At 61.3% G+C, this 23,252-nt stretch carries 21 protein-coding genes; 15 read left to right on the top strand and 6 right to left on the bottom strand.

Going from position 1 to position 23,252, the window contains the following annotated elements:
* Positions 1 to 10 precede the first annotated feature (10 nt).
* Genes O0881_RS27600 through O0881_RS27610 form a run of 3 tightly spaced genes read right to left on the bottom strand, consistent with a single transcriptional unit; the run spans position 11 to position 3,574 of the window.
* Positions 11 to 2,263, bottom strand: a complete 2,253-nt coding sequence (locus O0881_RS27600) for a bifunctional (p)ppGpp synthetase/guanosine-3',5'-bis(diphosphate) 3'-pyrophosphohydrolase (RefSeq protein ID WP_099664369.1) — start codon at positions 2,261 to 2,263, stop codon at positions 11 to 13.
* Between the two features lie 39 nt (positions 2,264 to 2,302).
* The gene (locus tag O0881_RS27605) at positions 2,303 to 2,653 is read right to left on the bottom strand and encodes a RidA family protein (RefSeq protein WP_034784210.1); all 351 of its coding nucleotides are present in this window, start codon (positions 2,651 to 2,653) and stop codon (positions 2,303 to 2,305) included.
* Between the two features lie 39 nt (positions 2,654 to 2,692).
* The gene (locus O0881_RS27610; protein WP_289913869.1) at positions 2,693 to 3,574 is read right to left on the bottom strand and encodes an alpha/beta hydrolase; all 882 of its coding nucleotides are present in this window, start codon (positions 3,572 to 3,574) and stop codon (positions 2,693 to 2,695) included.
* Positions 3,575 to 3,800: 226 nt separating this feature from the next.
* Here O0881_RS27610 and O0881_RS27615 point away from each other — a divergent pair, with 226 nt between their 5' ends.
* Together O0881_RS27615 and O0881_RS27620 are read left to right on the top strand one after the other, a co-directional pair.
* Positions 3,801 to 5,138: a dicarboxylate/amino acid:cation symporter gene (locus tag O0881_RS27615; RefSeq protein WP_257218648.1), complete on the top strand. Its 1,338-nt coding sequence runs from the start codon at positions 3,801 to 3,803 to the stop codon at positions 5,136 to 5,138.
* A 237-nt stretch (positions 5,139 to 5,375) separates the two neighbouring features.
* Entirely contained in the window at positions 5,376 to 5,786 is a 411-nt protein-coding gene (locus O0881_RS27620; protein WP_077409084.1) for a DoxX family protein, read from the top strand.
* Positions 5,787 to 5,836: 50 nt separating this feature from the next.
* Here the strand turns inward: O0881_RS27620 and O0881_RS27625 are convergent, their stop codons facing one another.
* Together O0881_RS27625 and O0881_RS27630 are read right to left on the bottom strand one after the other, a co-directional pair.
* On the bottom strand, positions 5,837 to 6,487 hold the full coding sequence (locus O0881_RS27625; protein ID WP_077403229.1) for a CoA transferase subunit B: 651 nt from the start codon (positions 6,485 to 6,487) through the stop codon (positions 5,837 to 5,839).
* Between the two features lie 157 nt (positions 6,488 to 6,644).
* Positions 6,645 to 7,343 (bottom strand): CoA transferase subunit A, encoded by a 699-nt coding sequence (locus O0881_RS27630; protein WP_099664372.1) that lies wholly within the window; start codon positions 7,341 to 7,343, stop codon positions 6,645 to 6,647.
* A gap of 147 nt (positions 7,344 to 7,490) precedes the next feature.
* Between O0881_RS27630 and O0881_RS27635 the strand changes: the two genes are divergently transcribed.
* From O0881_RS27635 to O0881_RS27645, 3 genes are all read left to right on the top strand, one after another.
* Positions 7,491 to 8,057, top strand: a complete 567-nt coding sequence (locus O0881_RS27635; RefSeq protein ID WP_166450196.1) for a LuxR C-terminal-related transcriptional regulator — start codon at positions 7,491 to 7,493, stop codon at positions 8,055 to 8,057.
* A gap of 106 nt (positions 8,058 to 8,163) precedes the next feature.
* Positions 8,164 to 8,976 (top strand): phytanoyl-CoA dioxygenase family protein, encoded by an 813-nt coding sequence (locus O0881_RS27640; RefSeq protein ID WP_289905373.1) that lies wholly within the window; start codon positions 8,164 to 8,166, stop codon positions 8,974 to 8,976.
* Between the two features lie 131 nt (positions 8,977 to 9,107).
* Entirely contained in the window at positions 9,108 to 10,163 is a 1,056-nt protein-coding gene (locus tag O0881_RS27645; protein ID WP_289913872.1) for a class I SAM-dependent methyltransferase, read from the top strand.
* Between the two features lie 56 nt (positions 10,164 to 10,219).
* Here O0881_RS27645 and O0881_RS27650 read toward each other — a convergent pair whose 3' ends face one another.
* Complete coding sequence (locus O0881_RS27650) at positions 10,220 to 10,996, bottom strand: SDR family oxidoreductase (RefSeq protein WP_034752351.1); 777 nt, start codon at positions 10,994 to 10,996, stop codon at positions 10,220 to 10,222.
* 264 nt (positions 10,997 to 11,260) lie between these two features.
* Between O0881_RS27650 and O0881_RS27655 the strand changes: the two genes are divergently transcribed.
* From O0881_RS27655 to O0881_RS27700, 10 genes are all read left to right on the top strand, one after another.
* Positions 11,261 to 12,937, top strand: coding sequence for an electron transfer flavoprotein-ubiquinone oxidoreductase (locus O0881_RS27655; RefSeq protein WP_174718100.1), 1,677 nt, complete (start codon positions 11,261 to 11,263; stop codon positions 12,935 to 12,937).
* A gap of 232 nt (positions 12,938 to 13,169) precedes the next feature.
* Positions 13,170 to 16,379 (top strand): tetratricopeptide repeat protein, encoded by a 3,210-nt coding sequence (locus O0881_RS27660; protein WP_289913874.1) that lies wholly within the window; start codon positions 13,170 to 13,172, stop codon positions 16,377 to 16,379.
* The gene (locus O0881_RS27665) at positions 16,379 to 17,530 is read left to right on the top strand and encodes a DegT/DnrJ/EryC1/StrS family aminotransferase (protein ID WP_289905377.1); all 1,152 of its coding nucleotides are present in this window, start codon (positions 16,379 to 16,381) and stop codon (positions 17,528 to 17,530) included. Before O0881_RS27660 ends, O0881_RS27665 begins: the two co-directional genes overlap by 1 nt.
* Positions 17,530 to 18,258: an acetyltransferase gene (locus O0881_RS27670; protein ID WP_289913875.1), complete on the top strand. Its 729-nt coding sequence runs from the start codon at positions 17,530 to 17,532 to the stop codon at positions 18,256 to 18,258. The genes O0881_RS27665 and O0881_RS27670 overlap by 1 nt, the downstream gene beginning before the upstream one ends.
* 58 nt (positions 18,259 to 18,316) lie before the next feature.
* The gene (locus O0881_RS27675; RefSeq protein WP_289905379.1) at positions 18,317 to 19,333 is read left to right on the top strand and encodes a ketoacyl-ACP synthase III; all 1,017 of its coding nucleotides are present in this window, start codon (positions 18,317 to 18,319) and stop codon (positions 19,331 to 19,333) included.
* Between the two features lie 68 nt (positions 19,334 to 19,401).
* Positions 19,402 to 19,620: an acyl carrier protein gene (locus O0881_RS27680; RefSeq protein ID WP_215409569.1), complete on the top strand. Its 219-nt coding sequence runs from the start codon at positions 19,402 to 19,404 to the stop codon at positions 19,618 to 19,620.
* A gap of 2 nt (positions 19,621 to 19,622) precedes the next feature.
* Positions 19,623 to 20,678, top strand: coding sequence for a ketoacyl-ACP synthase III (locus O0881_RS27685; protein WP_289913876.1), 1,056 nt, complete (start codon positions 19,623 to 19,625; stop codon positions 20,676 to 20,678).
* 7 nt (positions 20,679 to 20,685) lie between these two features.
* Positions 20,686 to 21,441, top strand: a complete 756-nt coding sequence (locus O0881_RS27690; protein ID WP_289913947.1) for an SDR family oxidoreductase — start codon at positions 20,686 to 20,688, stop codon at positions 21,439 to 21,441.
* A gap of 39 nt (positions 21,442 to 21,480) precedes the next feature.
* Complete coding sequence (locus tag O0881_RS27695; RefSeq protein ID WP_289913877.1) at positions 21,481 to 22,113, top strand: acetyltransferase; 633 nt, start codon at positions 21,481 to 21,483, stop codon at positions 22,111 to 22,113.
* Positions 22,114 to 22,118: 5 nt separating this feature from the next.
* The gene (locus tag O0881_RS27700) at positions 22,119 to 23,126 is read left to right on the top strand and encodes a Rieske 2Fe-2S domain-containing protein (protein ID WP_289913879.1); all 1,008 of its coding nucleotides are present in this window, start codon (positions 22,119 to 22,121) and stop codon (positions 23,124 to 23,126) included.
* Positions 23,127 to 23,252 lie beyond the last annotated feature (126 nt).

Here is a 23,252-nt window from a genome sequence, read left to right on the forward strand (position 1 = left end):
CACGGATAAATTAACTTCTTCTTGCTTCCAGCACGCCACTGACGTCCTTGATCACATTCAGCGCTTTTAATAACTGCGCCGTCGAGCTGATTTCGGCCGTAAACGTCATGCGGGCCTGGCCCTTGGCGCTTTGGGTGTTGACGCCGATCACGTTGATCTTTTCGCGCGAGAAGATTTCGGAGATGTCGCGCAGCAAGCCCTGGCGGTCGCCGGCCAGGATGAAAATGTCCACCGGATACACGGTATCGTGCCCGCCCGTGCTGCCCCACTCCGTGAAGATCACGCGCTCGGGCGACTTGGCGCGCATTTCCTCGAAGTTCTTGCACGTGGCGCGGTGGATGGAGACGCCCTTGCCGCGCGTCACGAAACCGACGATGCTGTCCGGCGGCGCTGGCTTGCAGCACTTGGCCAGCACCGTCATGAGGCCTTCAGTGCCCACCACCAGCACGCCGGACTTGGCGCCCTGCTCCACGCTGGACGCGCGGCTTTTGCCAACCAGCACGGCGTCTTCCGGCACCACCACTTCGCCATTGTCGTGCAGCGCCTGCTCCACATGGCGCAGGCTGAATTCATCCTTGCCGACCGACAGGAACAGCTCGTCGACTTTCGCAAAGCCCAGCTTTTGCGCCAGCGCTTCGAGGTTGACGGCCGTCTTGCCTTCGCGCTGCAGGGATTTTTCCACCAGCGCGCGGCCGTGGGCCAGGGTTTCCTGCATGTCGATGGCATGGAACCAGGCGCGGATCTTCGAGCGCGTGCGCGTGCTGACGGCGTAGCCGGCGCTGAGCCAGTCGCGCGACGGCCCCGCCGTGCCCGGCGCGCCCTTGGCCGTGATGATTTCGCAGGTCTGGCCGTTCTTCAATTGCGTATTCAAGGGCACCATGATGCCGTCGACCTTGGCGCCGCGGCAGCGGTGGCCCACGTCCGTATGCAAGTGATACGCAAAATCGACGGGCGTGGCGCCCACGGGCAATTCCAGCACCCGCGCCTGCGGCGTCATGACGAAGATGCGGTCGTCCAGGGTGGCCGATTTCAGCTTTTCCACCCATTCGCGCTGGATTTCTTCCTGGCCCACGACGGCGTCGGCCACCTCGGTTTTCCACGCCAGCAACTGGCGCAGCCAGGCGATCTTTTCGTCGTATTTCTGGCCGGCAAAGTTCGAACCGCCCTCTTCCTTGTAGCGCCAGTGCGCGGCCACGCCGTACTCGGCAAAGCTGTGCATTTCATTCGTGCGGATTTGCACTTCCAGCGGACGGCCATCCTCGGCCGTCACCACCGTGTGCAGCGACTGGTAACCGTTGGGTTTCGGCCGCGAAATGTAATCGTCGAATTCTTTCGGGATGGGGGTCCAGATATTGTGGACCACGCCCAGCACCGTGTAGCAGGTTTTCACGTCGGCAACGATGACGCGGAAGGCGCGCACGTCGTACAGGGCCGTAAAGTCCAGCTCCTTGCCGCGCATCTTGTTCCAGATGCTGTAAATGTGTTTCGGGCGGCCAAACACTTCCGCCTGGATACCGGCCGAGGCCAGCTCAGTCTGCAGGCGCAAGATCGCCGAGGAAACAAAACCCTCGCGCATCATGCGCTTTTCTTCCAGCATCTTGGCGATGCGTTTATACGCTTCCGGCTCGATGAAGCGGAACGACAAATCTTCCAGTTCCCACTTCAGCTGCCAGATACCGAGGCGGTTGGCCAGCGGCGCGTACAGGTCCAGCGTTTCCTTGCCATACTCGCGCGTCATTTCATTGAACAATTTCAACTCGGCGAAATAGCGCAAGGTGGTCACGCACGAAGCCAGGCGCACCAGCACGACGCGCATGTCGGACGCCATCGCCAGCAACATCTTGCGCAGGGTTTCCACCTGGGCCACGGCTTGCTGCGCCGCATTCTTGCCGCGCCCGCCAGCGCTGCCATGCTGCGCCTGGGTCAGCGCACGCAAGCGGATCAGCTGGCGCACGCCTGTTGCCAGGTCGCACACCTGCTTGCCGAAGCGCGGCTCGATATCGGCCGCCGTGTCGGGTTCCAGCAGGGTCAGCTCGAACATCAGGCCGGCGATGCGCGTTTCCGCATCGCTGCGCAGGAAAGCGAGCGTGGTGGCCACGCCGAGGGCGAACTCCAGCGCGGAGCGGCCGGCAAAGGTCAGCTTGTCGCCATACGCTTCGGTGGCATACGCGAGCGCGTCCAGCACGCGCGCGCTGTCCGGCGCACTCAAGCCCTCTACCAGTTGTTCCGAGGTGACGCTATTCGGGGCCGAGATGGAAACCATGTAATACCTTTAAACTTAATAACTAAACAACTGAATAACTTAACGCTCTGCAGCGATGATGACGATTTCCACCAGGCAAGCCGGATTGGCCAGCTTCGCTTCCACCGTGGCGCGCGGCGGCGTGTGGCCGGAAGCCACCCAGTCATCCCACACTTCATTCATGCCGGGAAAATCTTTCATGTCGGCGATGTAGATCTGGCAGGACAGGATGCAAGTCTTGTCGCTGCCCGCTTCCATCAGCAGACGGTCGACGTGGCCGAGCACTTCGCGCGTCTGGCCGACGATGCCTTGCGTGGTGTCTTCCGCGATCTGGCCAGCCAGGTAGATGGTGTTGTTGTGTATGGCTACTTCGGAGAGGCGTTTGCCTACGTGCAGTCGTGTAATTTCCATGCTTCTTCTTTCGGTTGTTTCAAAATCTGTACAGCGGTATTACTTGCCCAGCAAAAACTTGCGGGCGATGGCGATCTGGTCGTCGTGCACGAACGTGGGCGCATGGCCGACGCCGGCGATTTCCACCAGCTCCGCCTTCGGGCCGCGGCCCAGCATGAGCGTGGCCGTCTCGTGCGACAGCAGATCGGATTCCGAGCCCCGCACCAGCAAGGTGGGGCAGCGCACGGCATCATACGCGGCCCACAGCATGGCTTCATCGCTGGCCGCCGATTCCGGCGTGGCCGAGCGGAACGGCATGGCCAGTCCCATATCATAGTGGCGGCGCCAGTGGCCATCCTTATCCTGGCGCAACACATCCACCGCCAGTTTATGCCATTCCGCGTCCGTGTGCGGGCCGAAGCTGGCGGACACGTCGCGCACAAACTTGGCGCCTTGCTCGAATGTCTCGAAACGCAGGTCCTGGCCGATGTAGTCGCCGATGCGCTGCAAGGCTTCCGGCGCCAGTGTCGGGCCGATATCGTTCAAGACCAGCTTGCTGATCGGGCTGTCCGGCAACGATGCCAGGCCCAGGCCGATCAAGCCGCCCATCGAGGTGCCGAACCAGTCCACCGTCTGGCGCTCGCCATTGGCCAGCACGCGCGCCAGCAGGGTCACCATGTCGCTCACATATTGCGGCACGCGGTAAAACTGCGGGTTGGCCAGCCAGCCCGAGCGTCCGCGTCCCACCACGTCGGGACAGATCACGCGGTAATCGCTGGCCATGGCGCGCGCCAGGTTGTCGAAGTCGTCCGCCACGCGCGTCACGCCATGGGCGCAGACGAGCACGTTCGGATTGTCCGCCGCACCCCACTCTTTATACGACATGGTGTGCAAGCCTGCGGGGGAGATACATTGCACTGACTTGATGCTCGCTTCGATCATGCGATTTCCTTATTCGATATAAAAAGAGCACCGCTTCCTGCCAGCCATGGGGTGTCCCGCGCGCGACGCTACGGCAGTGTAGCGCAGCGCGGGCAATGCTCCAAGCGCGCGCCTGAAATGCTGCGGCGCAGCACAGCACTGGCACCTTCGCCATGGTGCAATACCCGATATAGCGAAAATGCATATCTGCGGTTATCCACAATTGAGCCTGCCTGGCAATGGGCGGATGATCGCAGCATCAACCCGCAAGAGGAGACCACTCGTGAAAAAACCATTCTATAAAATCCTGTATGTACAGGTGCTGTTCGCCATCGTGGCTGGCGTGCTGCTGGGGGTGTTCTACCCATCGAACGCCGTCGACATGAAACCGCTGGGCGACGGCTTTATCAAACTGATCAAGATGATCATCGCCCCGGTGATCTTCTGTACCGTGGTCTCCGGCATCGCCGGCATGCAGGATGTGAAGAAAATCGGCCGCGTGGGCGGCAAGGCGCTGCTGTACTTCGAAGTGGTTTCCACCTTCGCGCTGGCCATCGGCTTGCTGGTTGCTAACATCCTCAAACCGGGCGCCGGCTTCAACGCCGATCCGGCCCACCTGGACGCCAAGTCGATCGCGCAATACACGCACGCCGAAGGCATGAGCACCGTCGACTTCCTGATGAATATCATCCCGAAGACCTTCGTCGACGCCTTCGCCAAGGGCGACATCCTGCAAGTGCTGCTGATCGCCATCCTGTTCGGCTTTTCACTGTCCCTGCTGGGCGAGCGCGGCCGTCCGGTCACCAAGCTGATCGACGAGCTGTCGCATGCCATCTTCGGCATGGTCAACATCATCATGAAAGTCGCTCCCATCGGTGCGTTCGGCGCGATGGCCTTTACCATCGGTAAATACGGCCTGGCTTCGCTGATCCCGCTGGCGAAACTGATGGGCTCGTTCTACCTGACCTGCTTCCTGTTCGTCTTCGTCGTGCTGGGCCTGATCGCCAAGTACACGGGCTTCTCCATCGGCCGCTTCTTGTTGTACATTAAGGAAGAACTGCTGATCGTGCTCGGTACCAGCTCGTCGGAATCGGCCCTGCCGGCCCTGATGAAAAAACTCGAGCGCCTCGGTTGCTCCAAGCCAGTCGTCGGCCTGGTCGTGCCTACCGGCTACTCGTTCAACCTGGACGGCACCAATATCTACATGACCATGGCCGCGCTGTTCGTGGCGCAAGCCACCAACACGGAACTGACCATCTGGCAGGAACTGACCATCCTGGGCGTGGCGATGCTGACCTCGAAAGGCGCGTCCGGCATCACGGGCGCCGGCTTCATCACCCTGGCCGCCACCCTGGCCGTGGTGCCGACGATTCCCGTGGCCGGCATGGCGCTAATCCTGGGCATCGACCGCTTCATGAGCGAATGCCGCGCGCTGACCAATTTCGTCGGCAACGGCGTGGCCACCATCGTCGTGTCGAAATGGGAAAAAGAACTGGACATGGACAAGCTGCATAGCGAGCTGGCCCATCCAACCCACCCGACCGACGATGCGTATGTCGCGCCCAGCGTGAATATCGTCAAGTAAGCTGTACGCTTCATTGAAAAGCCCCGCAGATCACTCTGCGGGGCTTTTTTCATGCGTGCAGGCTTTTGCCGGCATCATCAACAAACAGTAAATCATCCATCAATATTTCATTGGATGATCAATGAATGAAAAACCATTACAGTACGGTCACCTGTTCGCCACTTGGTTCCCGCATAATGACATTGCGTTAATGCAAGCCTGACACCGAACCATCCTCACCTTTGAATGGAGTACGTCATGTCCCTCTCGCCCGCCTTCTACGCCACCTGGAACCCACGCCTGCTGGGCCTGCTCCGCATCATCCTCGGCTTCCTCTTCCTGCAACACGGCACGGCCAAACTGTTCGGTGCGCCGCACGTGGCCATGTTCGACGGCTTGCAACTGTTGTCCGTGATGGGCGCGGCCGGCGTCATCGAGCTCGTCGGCGGCAGCTTGCTGCTGGTGGGCCTGTTCACGCGCCCCGTCGCCTTCATCCTGTCGGGCCAGATGGCGGCCGCCTACTTCATGGCGCATGCGCCTGCCGGTTTCCTGCCGATCCTGAACGGCGGCGAAATGGCCGTCATGTATTGCTTCACCTTCCTGTATTTCGCAGTGGCCGGCGCCGGCGCCTACAGCCTGGACGGCTTGCGCGGCAAGGCAGGCGCATAAAAAAAGGGCGGACATCGCTGTCCGCCCTTTCATTGCCTGCAACGATCCGTTTATACGGCGGAAACGTCCAATTCAGCGCCCGTGGCCGCCTGCACCTGCTCCTTGGTCACGCCCGGCGCCAGTTCCACCAGCTTCAGGCCGTTTTCCGTCACGTCGATCACGCCCAGGTCGCTGATGATGACGTCGACCACGCCCACGCCCGTCAGCGGCAAGTCGCACTGTTTCAGCAGCTTGTGCGACGTCGTGCCATCCTTGGCCGTGGCCACGTGTTCCATCAGCACGACGACGCGCTTGACGCCGGCGACGAGGTCCATCGCGCCGCCCATGCCCTTGACCATCTTGCCTGGGATCATCCAGTTCGCCAGGTCGCCCTTTTCCGACACTTGCATGGCGCCCAGGATGGCCAGGTTGATCTTGCCGCCGCGGATCATGCCGAACGAGTCAGCCGAGCTGAAGTAGGCGGCGCCCGGCAAGGCCGTCACCGTCTGCTTGCCGGCATTGATCAGGTCAGCATCGACTTCATCGTCCGTGGGAAACGGGCCGATGCCCAGCAAGCCGTTTTCCGACTGCAGGAACACTTCGATATTTTCCGGCACATAGTTCGCCACCAGGGTCGGCAAGCCGATGCCCAGGTTCACATAAAAGCCATCCTGCAATTCCTTTGCCGCGCGCGCGGCCATTTCATCACGTGTCCAAGCCATTATCATCTCCCTCAATTTTCGTGGAACGCCTGCCCAAACCTACTGCGCGGCGCGCTTTGCGGCCTGCGATGCTCATCGTACTCAAGTACGGTTGCGCTTCTTAGCCACAAATCACTGCCGCTCGCTACGGTTTTGCCATGCGTAAATTTTCTATTTATTAGTCGGTGCGCACGGTGCGCTGCTCGATGCGTTTTTCCGGGTTCGCATTGACCACGATGCGGTGCACGAAGATGCTCGGCGTGTGGACCTGGTCCGGGTCGATCTCGCCCACTTCGACGAGTTTTTCCACTTCGACGATGGTGATCTTGCCCGCCATGGCCACGTTCGGGTTGAAATTGCGCGCCGTCTTGCGGTAGACCAAATTGCCCGCGCGGTCGGCCATGTAGGCTTTCACCAGCGACACATCGGCCACGAGGCTGCGTTCCATCACGTATTGTTCGCCGTCGAATTCGCGCAGTTCCTTGCCGTCGGCGACGATGGTGCCCACGCCGGTTTTCGTGAAGAAGGCGGGAATGCCGGCGCCGCCGGCGCGCAGCTTCTCGGCCAGGGTGCCTTGCGGCGTGAATTCCAGTTCCAGTTCGCCGGCCAGGTACTGGCGCGCGAATTCCTTGTTTTCGCCCACATAGGAGGCGATCATTTTCTTGATCTGGCGCGTGGTCAGCAGCTGGCCCAGGCCGAAGCCGTCGACGCCGGCGTTATTCGAAATGGCCGTCAGGCCCGTCACGCCCGAATCGCGCAAGGCGCCGATCAGGGCTTCGGGGATGCCGCACAGGCCGAAGCCGCCAACGGCGATGGTCTGGCCATCTTGGACGATACCGGCCAGCGCCGAGGCGGCGTCAGGATAAACTTTATTCATGGGTGTCCCTCTATCTTTTGTTAAGCTTTGGTCTTGAGTCCATGACTCAGGCAGCGACTCAGCATAAAATACGCGAGTGGAAAGTACAATACCGTAGAACTACCGGCGCCGTGCCGGCAATCCCCCTGTGAGAGTGATACGTATCAGATGAACGCCGCGTCAGCCATCGATTATGAAAGTATCTTCCTGCACGCGCCCGTGGGCATGTGCATGTCGGAAAACCGCATCATGCGCAGCTGCAACGAAGCGCTGGCGGCCATGTTCGGCTATGCGCGCGCCCAGCTGGACGACCAGTCGTTCGAAGTACTCTACCCCACGCACGACGAATTCCTGCGCACGGGTGACCGCATCATCCCCATCATGAACGCCAAGGGCCGCTATTCGGACGAACGCATCATGCGCCGCAGTAATGGAGAATTGTTCTGGTGCCACGTCACGGGCCACGCCATGCTGCCGCGGGAACCGCTGGGGCCGGGCATCTGGACGTTCGAGGATGTCAGCGAGAAGCGTCCCGTGACGGCGGAGCTGACGCCGCGCGAGCGCGAAATCGCCGCCCTGCTGGTGGAAGGCAAGACCAGCAAGGTCATCGCCCGCCAGATCGACCTCAGCCCCCGCACGGTGGAAATGCACCGTGCCAAGCTGATGCGCAAGTTCGCCGCCTCGACGTCGTCCGAGCTGGTGCACAAGCTGGTGGGACTGCAGCTGCAGCGCTAGGGACAGGCTCAAAGCGAGCAGCAAACGTTGCTCACAGGAAAAATACAAGTTATGATGAAGAGTCAGCAAACCCTGCCTCTCAGGCTTGCCTATTCAAGTCGTTCCAATGAAAAAAATTTCCGTCCCCACGACCGCCATCCTCGATCAACTGTCTGGCCCCGTTTTCAACCCCGACATCTTCCGCAAGGCAGGCGTATTTATCATGCGCAATGCGATCCCTGCGGATGCGATTGAGCAATGGCAAGCAAGCTGGCTGGAATTCCAGGCAACGCAGCTGCAGGAAAGCCGCGATGTGAACCAGGCCAATCCTGTTGCACTATCGGAACAGTTGCCGCCGCCACTGGCGACCATGTACCGGCACCCTGTTTTCGCGGAAACCATGCGGCAAGTACTGGGCGAGCATATCGCACTGTACAACCATCGTTTTGTCATCAAGGATCGCTTCAGCACGGGCAAGGTGTTCTTGCATCAAGACAGTTGCTACCATGTGGGCAACCTCAATAAATGCAGCCTGTTCGTGCCGCTCAGCAAGGCAAACCGCGACAATGGCGGCATGACATTCCATGTCGGCTCGCATCAACTCGGTTTTCTCGGCGATGCCGGTGAAATCAACCCGGAGAAATTCGACGTGCAGTGGCCCACGGTCACGCCGGAACTACAGCCAGGCGATTTTGTCATCATGCACAGTTCCCTGTGGCACGAATCCGGCCCGAACACCTCCGGCATCGACCGCATCCTGGCCGATACCATCGTGCAGGCGGCCGATGACCCCACGGGCAAGGAACTGCTGTGCGGAGAATGGCAGACGGACATCTTCTATTCGCCCGTGAACTACATCCGCTATTTCGTCAATTCGCGCGTCCTCAAAATTATCAAGTATGAAAAAGAGCGTGCCGAGGCCCTGCACGCGGGGCATTGACGCGCCACCTGGCCGCATTGCCCCCCTCCCTCAATACCCTCTTTAAAGTTGACAATATGCCATCCACAAGTGCCCACGCATGCCCGATTTGCCATGGCCCGATGCAGGAGGTCACGAATGCCTCCTGTGCGATGCACGCCAGCCTGTTGCATCCGGCCACCGAGCTGGCACAATATCTGTGCCAGGATTGCGGGCATGGCCGGCTGACACACAGCATTCCCGCCGAGGTACTGTACAACTCGAATGTCGCCATTCCAACCGATCACTCGGCCGGAGACGTGCGCTTTGCCTTCATACAAAATGCAGCCGACTTGACGCAGGTCAATGGCACGATTGTGGAATTTGGCGGCGGCCCCGGCGAACTGGCTGAGCAGGCCCGGCAGGCGCTGGATCACCCGCGCGCGACCGTCATGGACTTTGTCGACCGCGTCGCCTTCCCCTCGCTCGATTTCGTGAAAATGGATTTGAATGTGGATGGCGCCAGGATTGCGCAACGGCTGGAAGAGCAGTTGCATGACAAAAACCTGTTCCTGCTGTCCCACGTCGTCGAGCACCTGAACGATCCCGGCGCGCTGCTGCAGGAACTGCACCGTTTCAGCAACAGCCTGGTCTATATCGAAGTGCCCGATTTTGGCACGGCACATCCGGCCAGCACCCTCAAATTCTCATTGAATTGCCTGGAACACTACCACTACTTTACCGACCGGTCCCTGCTGGACATGGTGCACAAGGCGGGTTTCCGCGTCATCGCCTTCGAAACCCAGGGCGCGCCGCGCATGCCGGCCATCCGCGTGCTGTGCACTCCCCGTCCACAGCTGAGCAACGCCGTACTGAACTACAACGACCATTTCGATGTCATTGCGGAGCGGCTGCGGCAGAAAATATTGTCCGCGCCAAAAGACCAGGAAATCTGGTGCTGGGGACTGTCCGCCTTCATGGCCGAAGCGCTGGACAAGCTGGGTGCCGAACGCCATCGCGTGAAAGGCATCCTGGATACACGCTATCCGGGCAAGGATTTCCTGGGCATCCCGGTCCAGCGCGAAGCTGCCGCACGGGCTGATGCAGCGCCGCCACACAGCATCTTGCTGGTATGCGGCTCCACCTACTCGGCAGTACAGGCGATTATCCAGACCAAAGCCAGCGCGAGCTATCCGGAAGCCGAGTTCTTTACCGTATCAATTGATTAAATTAGCAACTGCGGCTGCGATGGGCGGCTCCGGCAACGACGCCGCCCATCGCACGATCAGAACGTGCTCATGCCGCCATCGGCGGAAATGATGGCGCCGTTGATGAAATGCGAATCCTCGCCCGCCAGCAACAGCAGCAGGCCGTCGAGGTCTTCCGGCTTGCCCGGACGTTTATTCGGCAGCATTTCGATCAATTTCTTGCCCTGTTCGGTGGCAAAGTAATCTTCATTGATTTCCGTGGAAATGTAGCCGGGGCAGATGGCGTTCGTGTTGATGCCGTACTTGCCCCACTCCACGGCCATGGCGCGCGTCATGTGCACCATGCCCGCCTTGCTCATGCAGTACACGCCGATCTGCGGCAGCACTTGCAAGCCCGCCATCGAGGCGATATTGATGATGCGGTGCTGTTTCTTCGGGTCGCCCTTGGCGCGCGCGATCATGCGCTTGGCCGTCTGCTGCGCCACGAAGAAGGAGCCGCGCAGGTTGGTATCCATCACGAACGAGTAATCCTCGGGCGTGACGTCGACCAGGCGTTGCGTGGTGGAGACACCGGAATTGTTGACGAGGATATCGATGGGACCCGCTTCCGTTTCCGCGTGCGCGATGGCCGACTTGATGCTGGCGAAGTCGGTCACGTCGAGCGACACCACGTGCGCGGCGCCGCCATCGGCTTCGATTTCGGCGCGCAATTCCTTCAGGCGTTCGGTGCGGCGCGACGCCAGCACGACCTGCGCGCCAGCCTGGGCCAGCACTTTCGCAAAGCGCGCGCCGAGGCCGCTCGATGCGCCGGTAATCAGGGCAATCTTGCCCTCGAAATTGACTTCTATGCCCACGAGCTACTCCTGTTTTATTTTAGATAACACTTTACGCCGTGCCGATGGCGCAGGGGCAAAAGACCCTGCGTCGCACTTGAGCAAAGGTAAACGCCATCATTACACAAAATGGCCGGATTTAGATTGCGGCGAGGGGCAATGTCACGCAAAATGGCGCCAAAGTTGCAATCCTCGTCAAAAACAAGCACACTCGTGCTTAAATTTCCCCGATGATGCTTTATTCCCTATCCTTGCTACCTAATTGAGTGACTATAAATCGAGACCATGACACAGCCTAATAACTTAGTTGAACAGTACGGACCGCGCGAAACCATGGAGTATGACGTGGTGATCGTCGGCGGTGGCCCCGCAGGCTTGGCCGCGGCGATCCGCCTGAAGCAGCTGGCCGCTGAAAAGAGCCAGGAAGTGTCCGTCTGCGTGCTGGAAAAAGGCGGCGAACTGGGCGCGCATATCCTGTCGGGCGCCATCATGGACCCGAAAGCGCTGACCGAACTGATTCCGAACTGGAAAGAACTGGGCGCGCCCCTGAACACGGAAGTGACGGAAGACCGCATCCTGTTCCTGACCGAAACGAAAGCGTATAAAACGCCGGGCTTCGCCGTGCCGGCCTGCTTTGAAAACCACGGCAACTACATCGTCTCGCTGGGCAATGTGGTGCGCTGGATGGGCCAGCAGGCGGAAAACCTGGGCGTGGAAATCTTCCCCGGCTTCCCTGCCGCGGAAATCCTCTACAACGACGACGGTTCCGTCAAAGGCGTGGCGACTGGCAACATGGGCGTCAAGCGCGATGGCGAGCCGGGCCCCGACTTCCAGCTGGGCATGGAATTGCACGCCAAGTACACCCTGTTCGCCGAAGGCGCGCGCGGCCACCTGGGCAAGCAATTGATGGCCAAGTATGACTTGAATGCCGGCAAGGACCCGCAATCGTATGGCATCGGCATCAAGGAATTGTGGGAAATCGACCCCGCCCAGCACAAGCCGGGCCTGGTGATCCACTCGAGCGGCTGGCCGCTGGACACGAAAACCTACGGCGGCTCCTTCCTGTACCACCTGGAAAACAACCAGGTCATGGTGGGGTATGTGGTCGGCTTGAACTACGAAAACCCGTACCTGTCGCCGTACGAGGAATTCCAGCGCTATAAGACGCATCCGGAAATCCGCAAGTTCTTTGAAGGCGGCAAGCGCATTTCGTACGGCGCGCGGGCCATTGCGGCCGGCGGCCTGCAATCGTTGCCGAAACTGGTGTTTGCCGGCGGAGCACTGATCGGCTGCGATGCGGGCTTCCTGAACATGAGCCGCATCAAGGGCAGCCACGCGGCCATCAAGAGCGGCATGCTGGCGGCGGACGCGGCCTTCGGCGCGCTGGGCGAACAGCGCCAGCACGACGAACTGACGAGCTACCCTGTCGCCTTCGAACAATCGTGGCTGCATGAAGAGCTGCACGTGGCGCGCAACGTCAAGCCATGGCTGTCGAAAGGCCTGTACCTGGGCAGCCTGATGACGGGCATCGACCAGCTGATCTTCCGCGGCAAGGCGCCGTGGACCCTGCACCACTCGCATGGCGACCACGAATGCCTGAAACCGGCCGCCCAGTCGAAGAAGATCGTGTATCCGAAACCGGATGGCAAGTTGACCTTCGACAAGATGTCGTCCGTGTTCATTTCGAACACGAATCACGCGGAAGACCAGCCGATCCACCTGACGCTGAAGAACGCCAGCGTGCCCGTCGACGTCAACCTGGCCACGTATGCGGGTCCGGAAGCGCGTTACTGTCCCGCCGGCGTGTACGAGTTCGTGAAGAACGACGACGGCGCCGAACGCCTGCAGATCAATGCACAGAACTGCGTGCACTGTAAAACCTGCGACATCAAGGATCCGACGCAAAATATCGTGTGGGTGACACCGGAAGGCGGCGGCGGGCCAAACTATCCGAATATGTAATACCCCGGGCATGGCGACCACGTCGCCAGCTGGCAGGAAGACAGCGCCCTACCCCATGGTAGCGCGCTGTTTTTTTATTAAAAACATCATATTCTCCCATGCTTTGACCAGCCAGCAACAGCAAGTTTGCATTGCGACAGCATTCCTGGATAAATTCCACCTGGAAAGTTTCTCAGAAGCACTTCCACCAGTTACAATTCCCTTTGCTAAATATTTCAACTGCCGCCAGCCCATGAACGCAAACGCCATTCCCGCAGTGCCCCTCGACGCCGAATTACAGCAGGCAATCACCGAACACCAGGCTGGCCGTTATGCCGAGGCGGAGGAACTTTATCAGGCGATTTTGCAGGCGCAGCCGTATCACGCCATTGCCAACCACAATATGGGCTTGCTGGCGGGACAGGTCGGGCAATACCAGGCCGGCTTGCCGTATCTGCACAAGGCGCTGTCCGTCAACCCCGATGAAGGCCAGTTCTGGCTGTCGTATGCGGATGGCTTGCTCAAGGCCGGCGAACGCGAACAGGCGCTGGAGATCGTCACGGCGGCCATCGCGCGCGGCCTCGACAACGAACAATCGCAGGGCTTGCGCAGCCGCATCGAAACGGCTATCGCAAGCACGCCGACGGCGCAGGAAACGCAACACGTCATTGAGCTGTATCAAGCCGGCCGCCATGCCGAACTGGAAGTGGCCAGCCACGCCCTGACGCAGCGCTACCCGGAATCGGACTTTGCCTGGAGCGTGCTGGGCACCGCCCTGCAATTACAGGGCAAGGATGCCTTCGAAGCCCTGCACAAAACCGCGCAACTGGCGCCCAACGATGCCGAAGCGCATGGCAACCTGGGCACCGCGTGGCAGGAACGGGGCATGTACGACCAGGCGATCGACAGCTATACGCGGGCGCTGGAACTGAATCCGGACTTTGTCGAGGCGCATGGCAACCTGGCAGCGGCGCTGCAGGCGCAAGGCAAGCTGGAGCAGGCCGAACAGGCATACCGGCAAGCACTGGCGCTGCGTCCCGATTACGCCAAGGGCCATTTCAATCTCGGCAATACTTTGCAAGCGATGCAGCGCGGCGCCGAAGCCGTCGGCTGCTATCAGCGTGCGCTGGCCTTGCTGCCGGGCGACGCGGACATCTATCTGAACCTGGGCAACGCCCAGCAAGAGCTGCAGCAATGGCAAGCAGCGATCGTCAGCTACCGCGCCGTGCTGCAACTGGCACCGCACACCACGGCGGCGCATGCCAACCTGGCCGCGGCGCTGCACGGGGCCGAAGACTATGCGGGCGCCGTGGCCAGCTACCGGCGCGCCATCGCATTGCATGCCGGCGACGCCAAGCTACACAACAACCTGGGACGCGCCCTTCAGTCGCTGGACCAGGCGGAGGAAGCCATCGCTGCGTATGAACAGGCGATCGCGTTCGATGGCGATTTCACCCAGGCGCTGAGCAATCTGGGGTTGCTTCAATGCAAACAAAAAAATTATGCGGCGGCACTCGAGCACTGTGCTCGCGTACTGCAACTGCAGCCCGGCGATGCACAAGCCTGCATCCAGCTTGCCATCGTCCATGGCGCTGCCGAGGACAAGGATAATGCGCTGAAGTATTTCCAACAAGCCATCGAGTTGGCGCCCGACAGCACCGAGACACACAGGCAACTGGCGGACTACTACAGCACCATCAAGCGTTTTGATGCAGCCGTTGCCGCCTACAGCCGCGTGCTGGAACTGGATCCCGACAATAGCGAAGCGCATAACCATGTCGGCGTCGCGCTACAGGAGCTGAGGCGCTACGATGAAGCCTGTGCGGCCTATGCGCGGGCGCTCGAGCTGGACCCGGAAAACACGTCGGCGCTGTGCAACCGGGGCTCGGTGCACCAGGCTCAGCAGCAACTGGAGCAAGCCAGGCAGTCATACCTGGCAGCCCTCGACATCGACCCGCAATTCGCACGCGGTCACTTTGCATTGGGCAATTGCTATGTGCTCATGAACGATAGACTGAATGCGCTGGAATGCTATGAACGGGCGCTGGAGCTCCAGCCCGACTATCGCGACGCCTACGTCAATATCAGTGCCACCTTGAGCAATATCGGTCGCATAGACGAAGCCCTTGCGGTCTGCCGCAAGGGTCTGGCGCTCTGCCCGCTATGGGAGACCCTGTTCAGCAACTACCTGTTCCTGCTGTCGCATAGCGCCGACATCGGTGCCGAGACGCTGTTTGCCGAACACCGGCGCTTCAGCGACACGTTTGAAAAGCACATCGCCGAGACGCGCCGCGGGCATGAGAATACCCGCGATCCGCTACGCACGCTGAAAGTCGGCTTTGTCTCGGGCGACCTGCATAACCATCCGATACCGCACTTCCTCATTCCCATACTGGAAAACCTCGTTGATGGCGTCAAGCTGTCGCTGCATGCCTACCATAACAATGCGCAAAACGACGACGTTACGCAACGCCTGCGCGAACTCATTCCCCACTGGCGCCAGGTGGAGCACCTGTCCGACCCGGACCTGGCGCAACTGATCCGCGACGATCGCATCGACATCCTGATCGACCTGTCCGGCCACACGGGCAAGAACCGCCTGCTGATGTTTGCCGCCAAGCCAGCGCCGCTCCAGGCGAGCTGGATCGGCTATCCGCTTACCACGGGCCTGGAAGCGATGGATTACTATCTGAGCGATCCATTCTTTTCGCCGCCCGGCAAATTCGACAGCCAGTTCACTGAAAAACTGCTGCTGCTGCCTGCCTGCGCACCGTTCCTGCCATCGCAATATGCGCCCGGCATCGAACCCGCGCCCGCACTGAGCAATGGATACATCACCTTCGGCAGCTTCAATCGTTTGAGTAAAATCAACCGGCAGGTGATCGCGCGCTGGTCCAGGCTGCTGCGCGCACTGCCCGATTCCCGCATGCTGCTCGCCGCCATGCCCACGTCGGCGGCGCCGGCGCAGCTGAGGGACTGGTTCGACGAAGAAGGCATTGCGCCGGAGCGGCTCACCTTCGAAGGGCGCACGGGCATGACCCAATTCATGGCCATGCACCACCGCGTCGACCTGTGCCTCGACACCTTCCCGTATGGCGGCGGCACGACCACCTTCCACGCGCTGTGGATGGGCGTGCCGACGCTCACCGTGGCAGGGCCGACGTTGCCCAGCTGCGCCGGCACGTCCATCCTGCGCCAGGTCGAGCTGGAAGAGTTCATCGCCACCGATGACGACGATTTCGTGCGCAAGGGCGTGGCCATCGCGGCCAATCCCATGCTGCTGGGCGCGCACCGCCTCAGCGTGCGGCACCGCCTGGAACGTTCGACCATGGGCAAGCCGAAACTGATCGCTGAAGGATTCGAGAACGCCATGCGCATCGCCTGGCAACGCTGGTGCGATGGTTTGCCACCAGTGTCGTTCGAAGCCCCCGTGGCCGTGCCCAACCCGCCGATCGGATTATGATGAGCGATCAACAAAACAAGCCGATCTATGTGACCCAGCCCCTGCTGCCACCGCTGGAAGACTTCCTGCCGTATCTGCAGACGATCTGGGACAACAAGATCCTGACCAATGGCGGCCCCTTCCATCAGCAGCTGGAAAAAGCGCTGTGCGACTACCTGGGCGTCAAGCATATCTGCCTGTTCGCCAATGGCACGCTGGCATTGATGACGGCCTTGCAGGCGCTGCGCATCAACGGTGAAGTCATCACGACGCCGTACTCGTTTGTCGCCACCGCTCATTCGCTGCTGTGGAATAACATCAAGCCCGTGTTTGCCGACATCGAGCCGCACAGCCTGAACCTCGATCCGGGCAAAATCGAGGCGGCCATCACGCCACAGACCACCGCCATCATGCCCGTGCATTGCTATGGCCGGCCATGCGATATCGAAGCCATCGAGAAAATCGCCGACAACTACAACCTGAAGGTGATCTACGATGCGGCGCATGCGTTCGGCGTACGCCACCGGGGCGGCAGCGTGCTCAATCACGGCGACCTGTCCGTCATCAGCTTTCATGCCACCAAGATCTTCAACACCTTCGAAGGCGGCGCCATCGTCTGCCCTGACGCCAAGACCAAGCAGCGCATCGACCACCTGAAAAACTTCGGCTTCGTCGATGAAGTCACGGTCGTGGCCGCCGGCATCAATGGCAAGATGAGCGAGATCAATGCCGCCTTCGGCTTGCTGCAGCTCAAGGGCATCGACGGCGCGCGCCAGAAGCGCAAGGCCATCGATGCGCATTATCGCCAGCAGCTGGCCGGCATCGATGGCATCACCTGCCTGGAGCAAGGCGCAGGCGAGGCGGCCAACCACGCCTATTTCCCGATCTTGGTCGGCCCCGATTACCCGCTGTCGCGCGATGCCCTGTTCCAGCTGCTGCGCGACCAGGAAATCTACGCGCGCCGCTACTTTTACCCGCTGATCAGCGACTTTCCGATGTACCGCGGGATGCCGTCTGCAGCGCATGGCAACCTGCCAGTGGCGCGACTGGCAGCATCGCAAGTGATCTGCCTGCCGATCTATCCGGACCTGGAGATGGCAAGCGTGGATGCAATTATTGCCATGATCGCCGCCCCCGCACGGAAACCAGAACTGATACGGAACATCGCCTGATGAACATTTCCACCGAAACCAATTTTTCCGGTGTGACGGAAAACCATCCGTGGTCGGCCCAATTCACGGTACTGGGCTACGACGATGGCGCGATCAGCACCTTGCCCCACCAATTTTTCCGCGACTGGCTGGACCAGGAACCGACAAGCGGGCACTTCTACATCGGACGCGGCTCCGGTTTTGGCGTCGGTTCGCTGGTGAAATACGACAACGGGCGGCAAAGCCTGTGCGTGGGACGGTACGTGGCCGGTGGTTCGCGCCTGCGCTTCCTGCTCAATGGCCAGCACGAGATGCGCACGATCTCGACATACATGCTGTCGATCCTCGGCGGCGGCTTGAAAAATGCGCCACAGCCACAGTATGCCGACACGGTGATCAAGAACGATGTCTGGATCGGCGACGAAGTGATGGTGCTGGGCGGCAGCGTGATCGAAAACGGCTGCGTCATCGGCGCCCGTTCGCTGTTGCCACCGAATTTCCGCTCGGAACCCTATGGAATTTATGCAGGCTCGCCGGCGCGCCTGATACGCTACCGCTTCACGGAAAAAGTGCGCGCCGCGCTGCTGGAACTTGCCTGGTGGGAAATGCCACTGACCTGGGTACGCGACAACAATGCCATGTTCCTGGAGGATATGTGCACGGACGAGGCAAAGGCCCTGCTGATCATCGAGATCCTGAAAAACAGCCGCCAGCAATGGGAACAAGCGCACGGCCAGGCATCCGCCTGAAGATAGCCAGCTTCGCCCTTCCATCCTGACGCCACCGACACCTGACCCAAGGCCCCGCATGCAGAACCACGCCCAACTTACTGCCATCGCCTATCACCTGCCGCCGGCCACCTTGACCAACGACGCCCTGGCGCAGGAATTGGGTGAATGGTCGGCGCAAAAGATTTTCGACAAGACCGGCATCGCCGAGCGGCATATCGCCGCGGCCGATGAAACGGCCAGCGACCTGGCCTTCCATGCGGCAGAAAAGCTGTTCAGCGAACATGCCATCGAGCGCGACGGCATCGACTTCCTGATCCTGTGCACGCAGGCGCCCGACCATTTGCTGCCCAGCAGCGCCTGCGTCCTGCAGCAGCGCCTTCGCCTGCCCACCTCGTGCGGCGCGCTGGACATCAACCTCGGCTGCTCTGGCTACGTGTATGCGCTGGCGATGGCCAAGGGCCTGATCGAAGCCGGCATCCGCAAGCAGGTGCTGATCCTGACGGCCGATACGTATTCCAAGTTTATCAATCCGCGCGACCGCAGCGTGCGCACGCTATTTGGCGATGCGGCGGCGGCCAGCCTGGTGTCCGGCGGCGCAGCGCAGCAGGGATTGGGGCCTTTCGTGCTGGGCACGGACGGCAGCGGCGCGAAGAATCTGATCGTCCCGGCCGGCGCCATGCGCCTGCCGCGCAGCGCGGCCACGGCGGTGGAAAGCGAAGATGCCTCGGGCAACTGGCGCAGCCAGGATGACCTGTTCATGGACGGCGCCGAGATCGTCCAGTTCACACTGGGCGCGGTGCCGCGTACAATGCAGGAGTTGCTCGACGCCGCAGGAAAGACGCTGGACGATATCGACCACGTGATCTTCCATCAGGCAAATAAATTCATGCTCGACGCCTTGCGCCGCAAGATCCGTATTCCAGAAGCCAAATTCGTGATTGAAATCGATACCGTCGGCAACACCGTCTCCTCGACCATACCGATTGCCATCGCGCGGGCGCGCCAGTCGGGCCGCATCCGTCCTGGCGACACCGCCCTGCTGCTGGGCTTTGGCGTCGGCTATTCGTGGGCCGGCACCTTGGCGCAGCTATAGCGCTGCCAGGCCATCCATGGCTCCCCCCCCTGCTCACTGACCAGTTACTTATTCCGAAAGAAATGATTATGCAAGAATTTTTCAACGGCATGGCCGACATCCTGGAAATCGACGCCGACAAGATCGGTCCGCAGCTGAACCTGGGCGACTACGCCTGGGATTCGCTGGCCATCATTTCCACCATCGCGCTGGTCGATGACCTGTTCGACCAGATGCTCGATGGCCAGGCTCTGGCGCAGTGCGTCACCCTGGCCGACGTACTGGCATTGATCACCGTCAAGGCCTGAACATGTCCAGCCTGCGCCTCGCTTCGGGCTTGCCGTTTACCTCCGCACACCTGGCCCTGCGCGGCGTCGTCTGCGCCTTGCCGCGCACGGAAATTCATAATGCCGCGTTCGAGGAGCGCTTTGGCGCCGCCGGCGTGGCCGACGTGAGCAAGATGATCGGCGTGCAGTCGCGCCGACGCGCGCCGAAAGGACAAACCACGGCCGACCTGTGCCAGGCGGCGGCGGAAGCCCTGCTGGCAGACCTGGGCTGGGAACGCGACAGTGTCGATGCGCTGATTTTCATCTCGCAGACACCCGACTATGTGCTGCCGGCCACGGCATGCGCGCTACACGGCCGCTTGGGCCTGCACAAGGCTTGCGTGGCGTTCGACGTCAACCTGGGTTGCTCCGCCTACGCCTACGGCCTGTGGCTGGCATCGAAAATGCTCGACGGCCAGGCCATCGGGCGCGTGCTGCTGCTGGTGGGCGACACCATCAGCAAGACGGTCGACGACAGCGACCGCGCCACGGCGCTGCTGTTTGGCGACGCGGGCACGGCCAGCGCGCTGGAATTCGACCCCGCGGCGGCGGCCAGCCACTTCATCCTGGGCAGCGACGGCAGCGGCGAGCGCCACCTGATGATGGCCGCCAGCGCCTGCCGCCCCTACCTGGGCGACGATGCGCGCCTGGCGCAGCGCGATGCGGCCAAGCTGTACATGGATGGCGGCGAAATCTTCAATTTCACGCTGAAGAACATCCCGCCGCTGGTGGCCGACCTGCTGCATTTTTCCGGACGCGACGCGGAACAGATCGATGCTTTCCTGTTCCACCAGGCCAATACCTTCATGCTCAAGCACATCATCAAGAAAACCAAGCTGCCGCCCGAGCGGGCGCCCATCAACATGGACCGCTACGGCAATACCTCGAGCGCCTCGATTCCATTGCTGATCTGCACCAGCCTTGGAGAGCAGGCGCACGGCAAGAACGTGGCCATGTTCGGCTTCGGCGTCGGCTATTCCTGGTCGGCCGCCATGCTGCATCTCGGCTCGCTGCGCGTCAACCGCCTGATAGAAATCTGATCCCATGATATTTACTTCCGACATGCTCGCTGGCCAGCGCATTCTTGTCACCGGCGCCTCGTCCGGCATCGGCCGCGATACGGCACTGCTGCTGGCGCGCTGTGGCGCCCAGTTGCTGATCACGGGCCGCGATGCGCAGCGCCTGGCGCAAACCTTGCAGGCGCTGCCCGGCGACGGCCACCTGGCTGAAACGCTGACGCTCGATGGCGGCGACCACCTCGTCGACTTCATGAAACGGGTCAGTGCAGACCGGCCCTTTTCCGGCCTCTTCCACGCCGCAGGCGTGGAACTGCTGCGTCCCGTCAAGCTATCGAAATCACAACAGTTTGACGACGTCTTCGAGTCCAGCGTGAAAACCGCACTGGCATTGGGCCGCGCGGCCGCGCTGCGCGGCGTGATGCGCGATGGCGCGGCGCTGCTGTTCATGTCCTCGGTGGCAGGTCAGAGCGGCCAATCCGGCATGAGTGTCTATTCGGCGGCCAAAGCCGCTATTGACGGCCTGGTGCGCGCGCTGGCCGTGGAACTGGCGTCACGCGCGATGCGCGTCAACAGCATTGCCGCCGGCGCCGTCGCCACTGAAATGCATGCGCGCCTGACGCGCGGCCTGCCCGACGAAGCGATGCAAGCCTACCAGCAGCGCCATCCCCTGGGCTTCGGCAGCAGCGACGATATCGCGCAGACGGCGGCCTTCCTGCTGTCGCCGGCGGGACGCTGGGTCAGCGGCGCCACCTGGGCCGTCGACGGCGGCTACCTGGCACGCTGAAGCGGCACCCCACCCGCCTCATCACTTACTGGAAACCGCATGAAAAACATCATCGTCGTCGGCGCCGGCCGCTTTGCCCGTGAACTGCTGTGCTGGCTGGAAGACAGTCTCGATCCCGCCAGCGAGCGCATCGCCGGTTTGCTGGACGACACCTTGCCGGCCATGCCCGCGCTGGACGCCGACTATGCCTACCCCGTGCTCGGCAGCATCAGCGCCTATCAGCCGGCCCCCAGCGACGCGCTGCTGCTGGCGATCGGCGCGCCGCAAGCCAAGCTGCGCATCGCCGAGGAACTGGCGGCGCGCGGCGCACGCTTCCACACGCTGGTCCACCCAAGCGCCATCGTGGCGCGCACGGCCCGCCTAGGCCAGGGCGCCGTCGTCTGTCCATTCGCCCTCGTATCGGCAGGCAGCGACGTCGGCGACTTCGTCACCATCAACAGCTATTCCAGCATCGGCCATGACGCCGTGCTCGGCAAGGGCTGCACGCTCAGCTCCCACGTCGACATCACGGGCGCCGTGCGCCTAGGTGCGGCCGTGATGGTGGGTTCGGGCGCCTCCGTCCTGCCGCGCGTCGCCGTCGGCGAGCGCGCCACCGTCGGCGCAGGAGCCGTGGTGATGCGCCGCGTCGCCGATGGCGCCACCGTATATGCCCAACCGGCCAAGACCTTATGATTTCCTTGCAACAAGCACAACAACTGCGCGACGGCTTCTGGCACCTGCTGTGCCATCGCAGCGAACTGCCGTCCAGCGGCGACTATCTGAAGATGGAATGGCTGGGCGAAGAAGTGGTCGTGTATAACGACCAGGGCAATCTGCTTGCCTTCGACAATCTGTGCCCGCACCGCGGCACGCGCTTTTTCACGGAAACGCACGGCAACGCGCCGCTGGCCTGCCCCTACCACGGCTGGTCGTACCGGGCCGGCGCCATGCATATCCCGTGCCGCGAACGCTATGCGCAAGCCGACCTGGACAACGCAAAGCTGCACACGCTGCAACTGGACTGGTGCGCCGACTTCCTGTTCGCCGCGCCCGCCCCACGCATGACGCTGGACGAGCAGCTGGGCGACACCTACGCGCTGCTGGCCGATATTTCCTTCAACATCGCGGGCCGCAGCGACGTGAACGCCTATGCCTACGAGTGCGACTGGCGCATCGCGCTGGAAAACGCGCTGGAACCGCTGCACGTGCCTTTCGTCCACCCGGAATCATTGGCTGAATTGCAACTCGGCGATGGTAGCAACCACTTTACGCCGTGGACTTCCGTGTGGCAGGCGGAACTGGGCAACGCGTCCATGGCAAAAAAATTGCGCTCCATCAAGCGCCTGTTCCAGCTGGACCAGCAATACGAAGGCTATCAGAGCCTGTACCTGTTTCCATTTACCATGCTCTCGTCGACCTATTCGTATTCCTATTCGCTGCAACACTTCTTCCCGTCCGCGCAGCCGTGGCGCACGCACTTTTCCAGCCGCCTGCTCAATGGCGCCGCCAGTGCATCCAGTGCGGCCGCGCTGCAAGGCTTTTTCGATTCCAGCGCGCGCATGAACCGCCAGGTATTTGAGGAGGATCATGCCATCTGCAAACGCATCGCCAAAGATGCAGCCGACACCCCCCGCTTTGGCATACTGTCCAGCGACGAAGAGAAAATTGCCCACTTCCGCGCTTGTCTGCTTGCCGCCGGCCACTAGGCCGCAGTACAGGGGGGCATGCCCCCTTGCTGTGGCAAGGCCGGAAAACAATTCAAAATTTTTCCTCAAAGCATTTAATTAAGGTGGCGGCGCGGTCGTCTTGTACTGGTAGGAGCAGCTAAAAGT

The sequence above is a fragment of the Janthinobacterium sp. SUN100 genome, assembly GCF_030397705.1.
GTDB classification, from domain to species: domain Bacteria; phylum Pseudomonadota; class Gammaproteobacteria; order Burkholderiales; family Burkholderiaceae_D; genus Janthinobacterium; species Janthinobacterium kumbetense.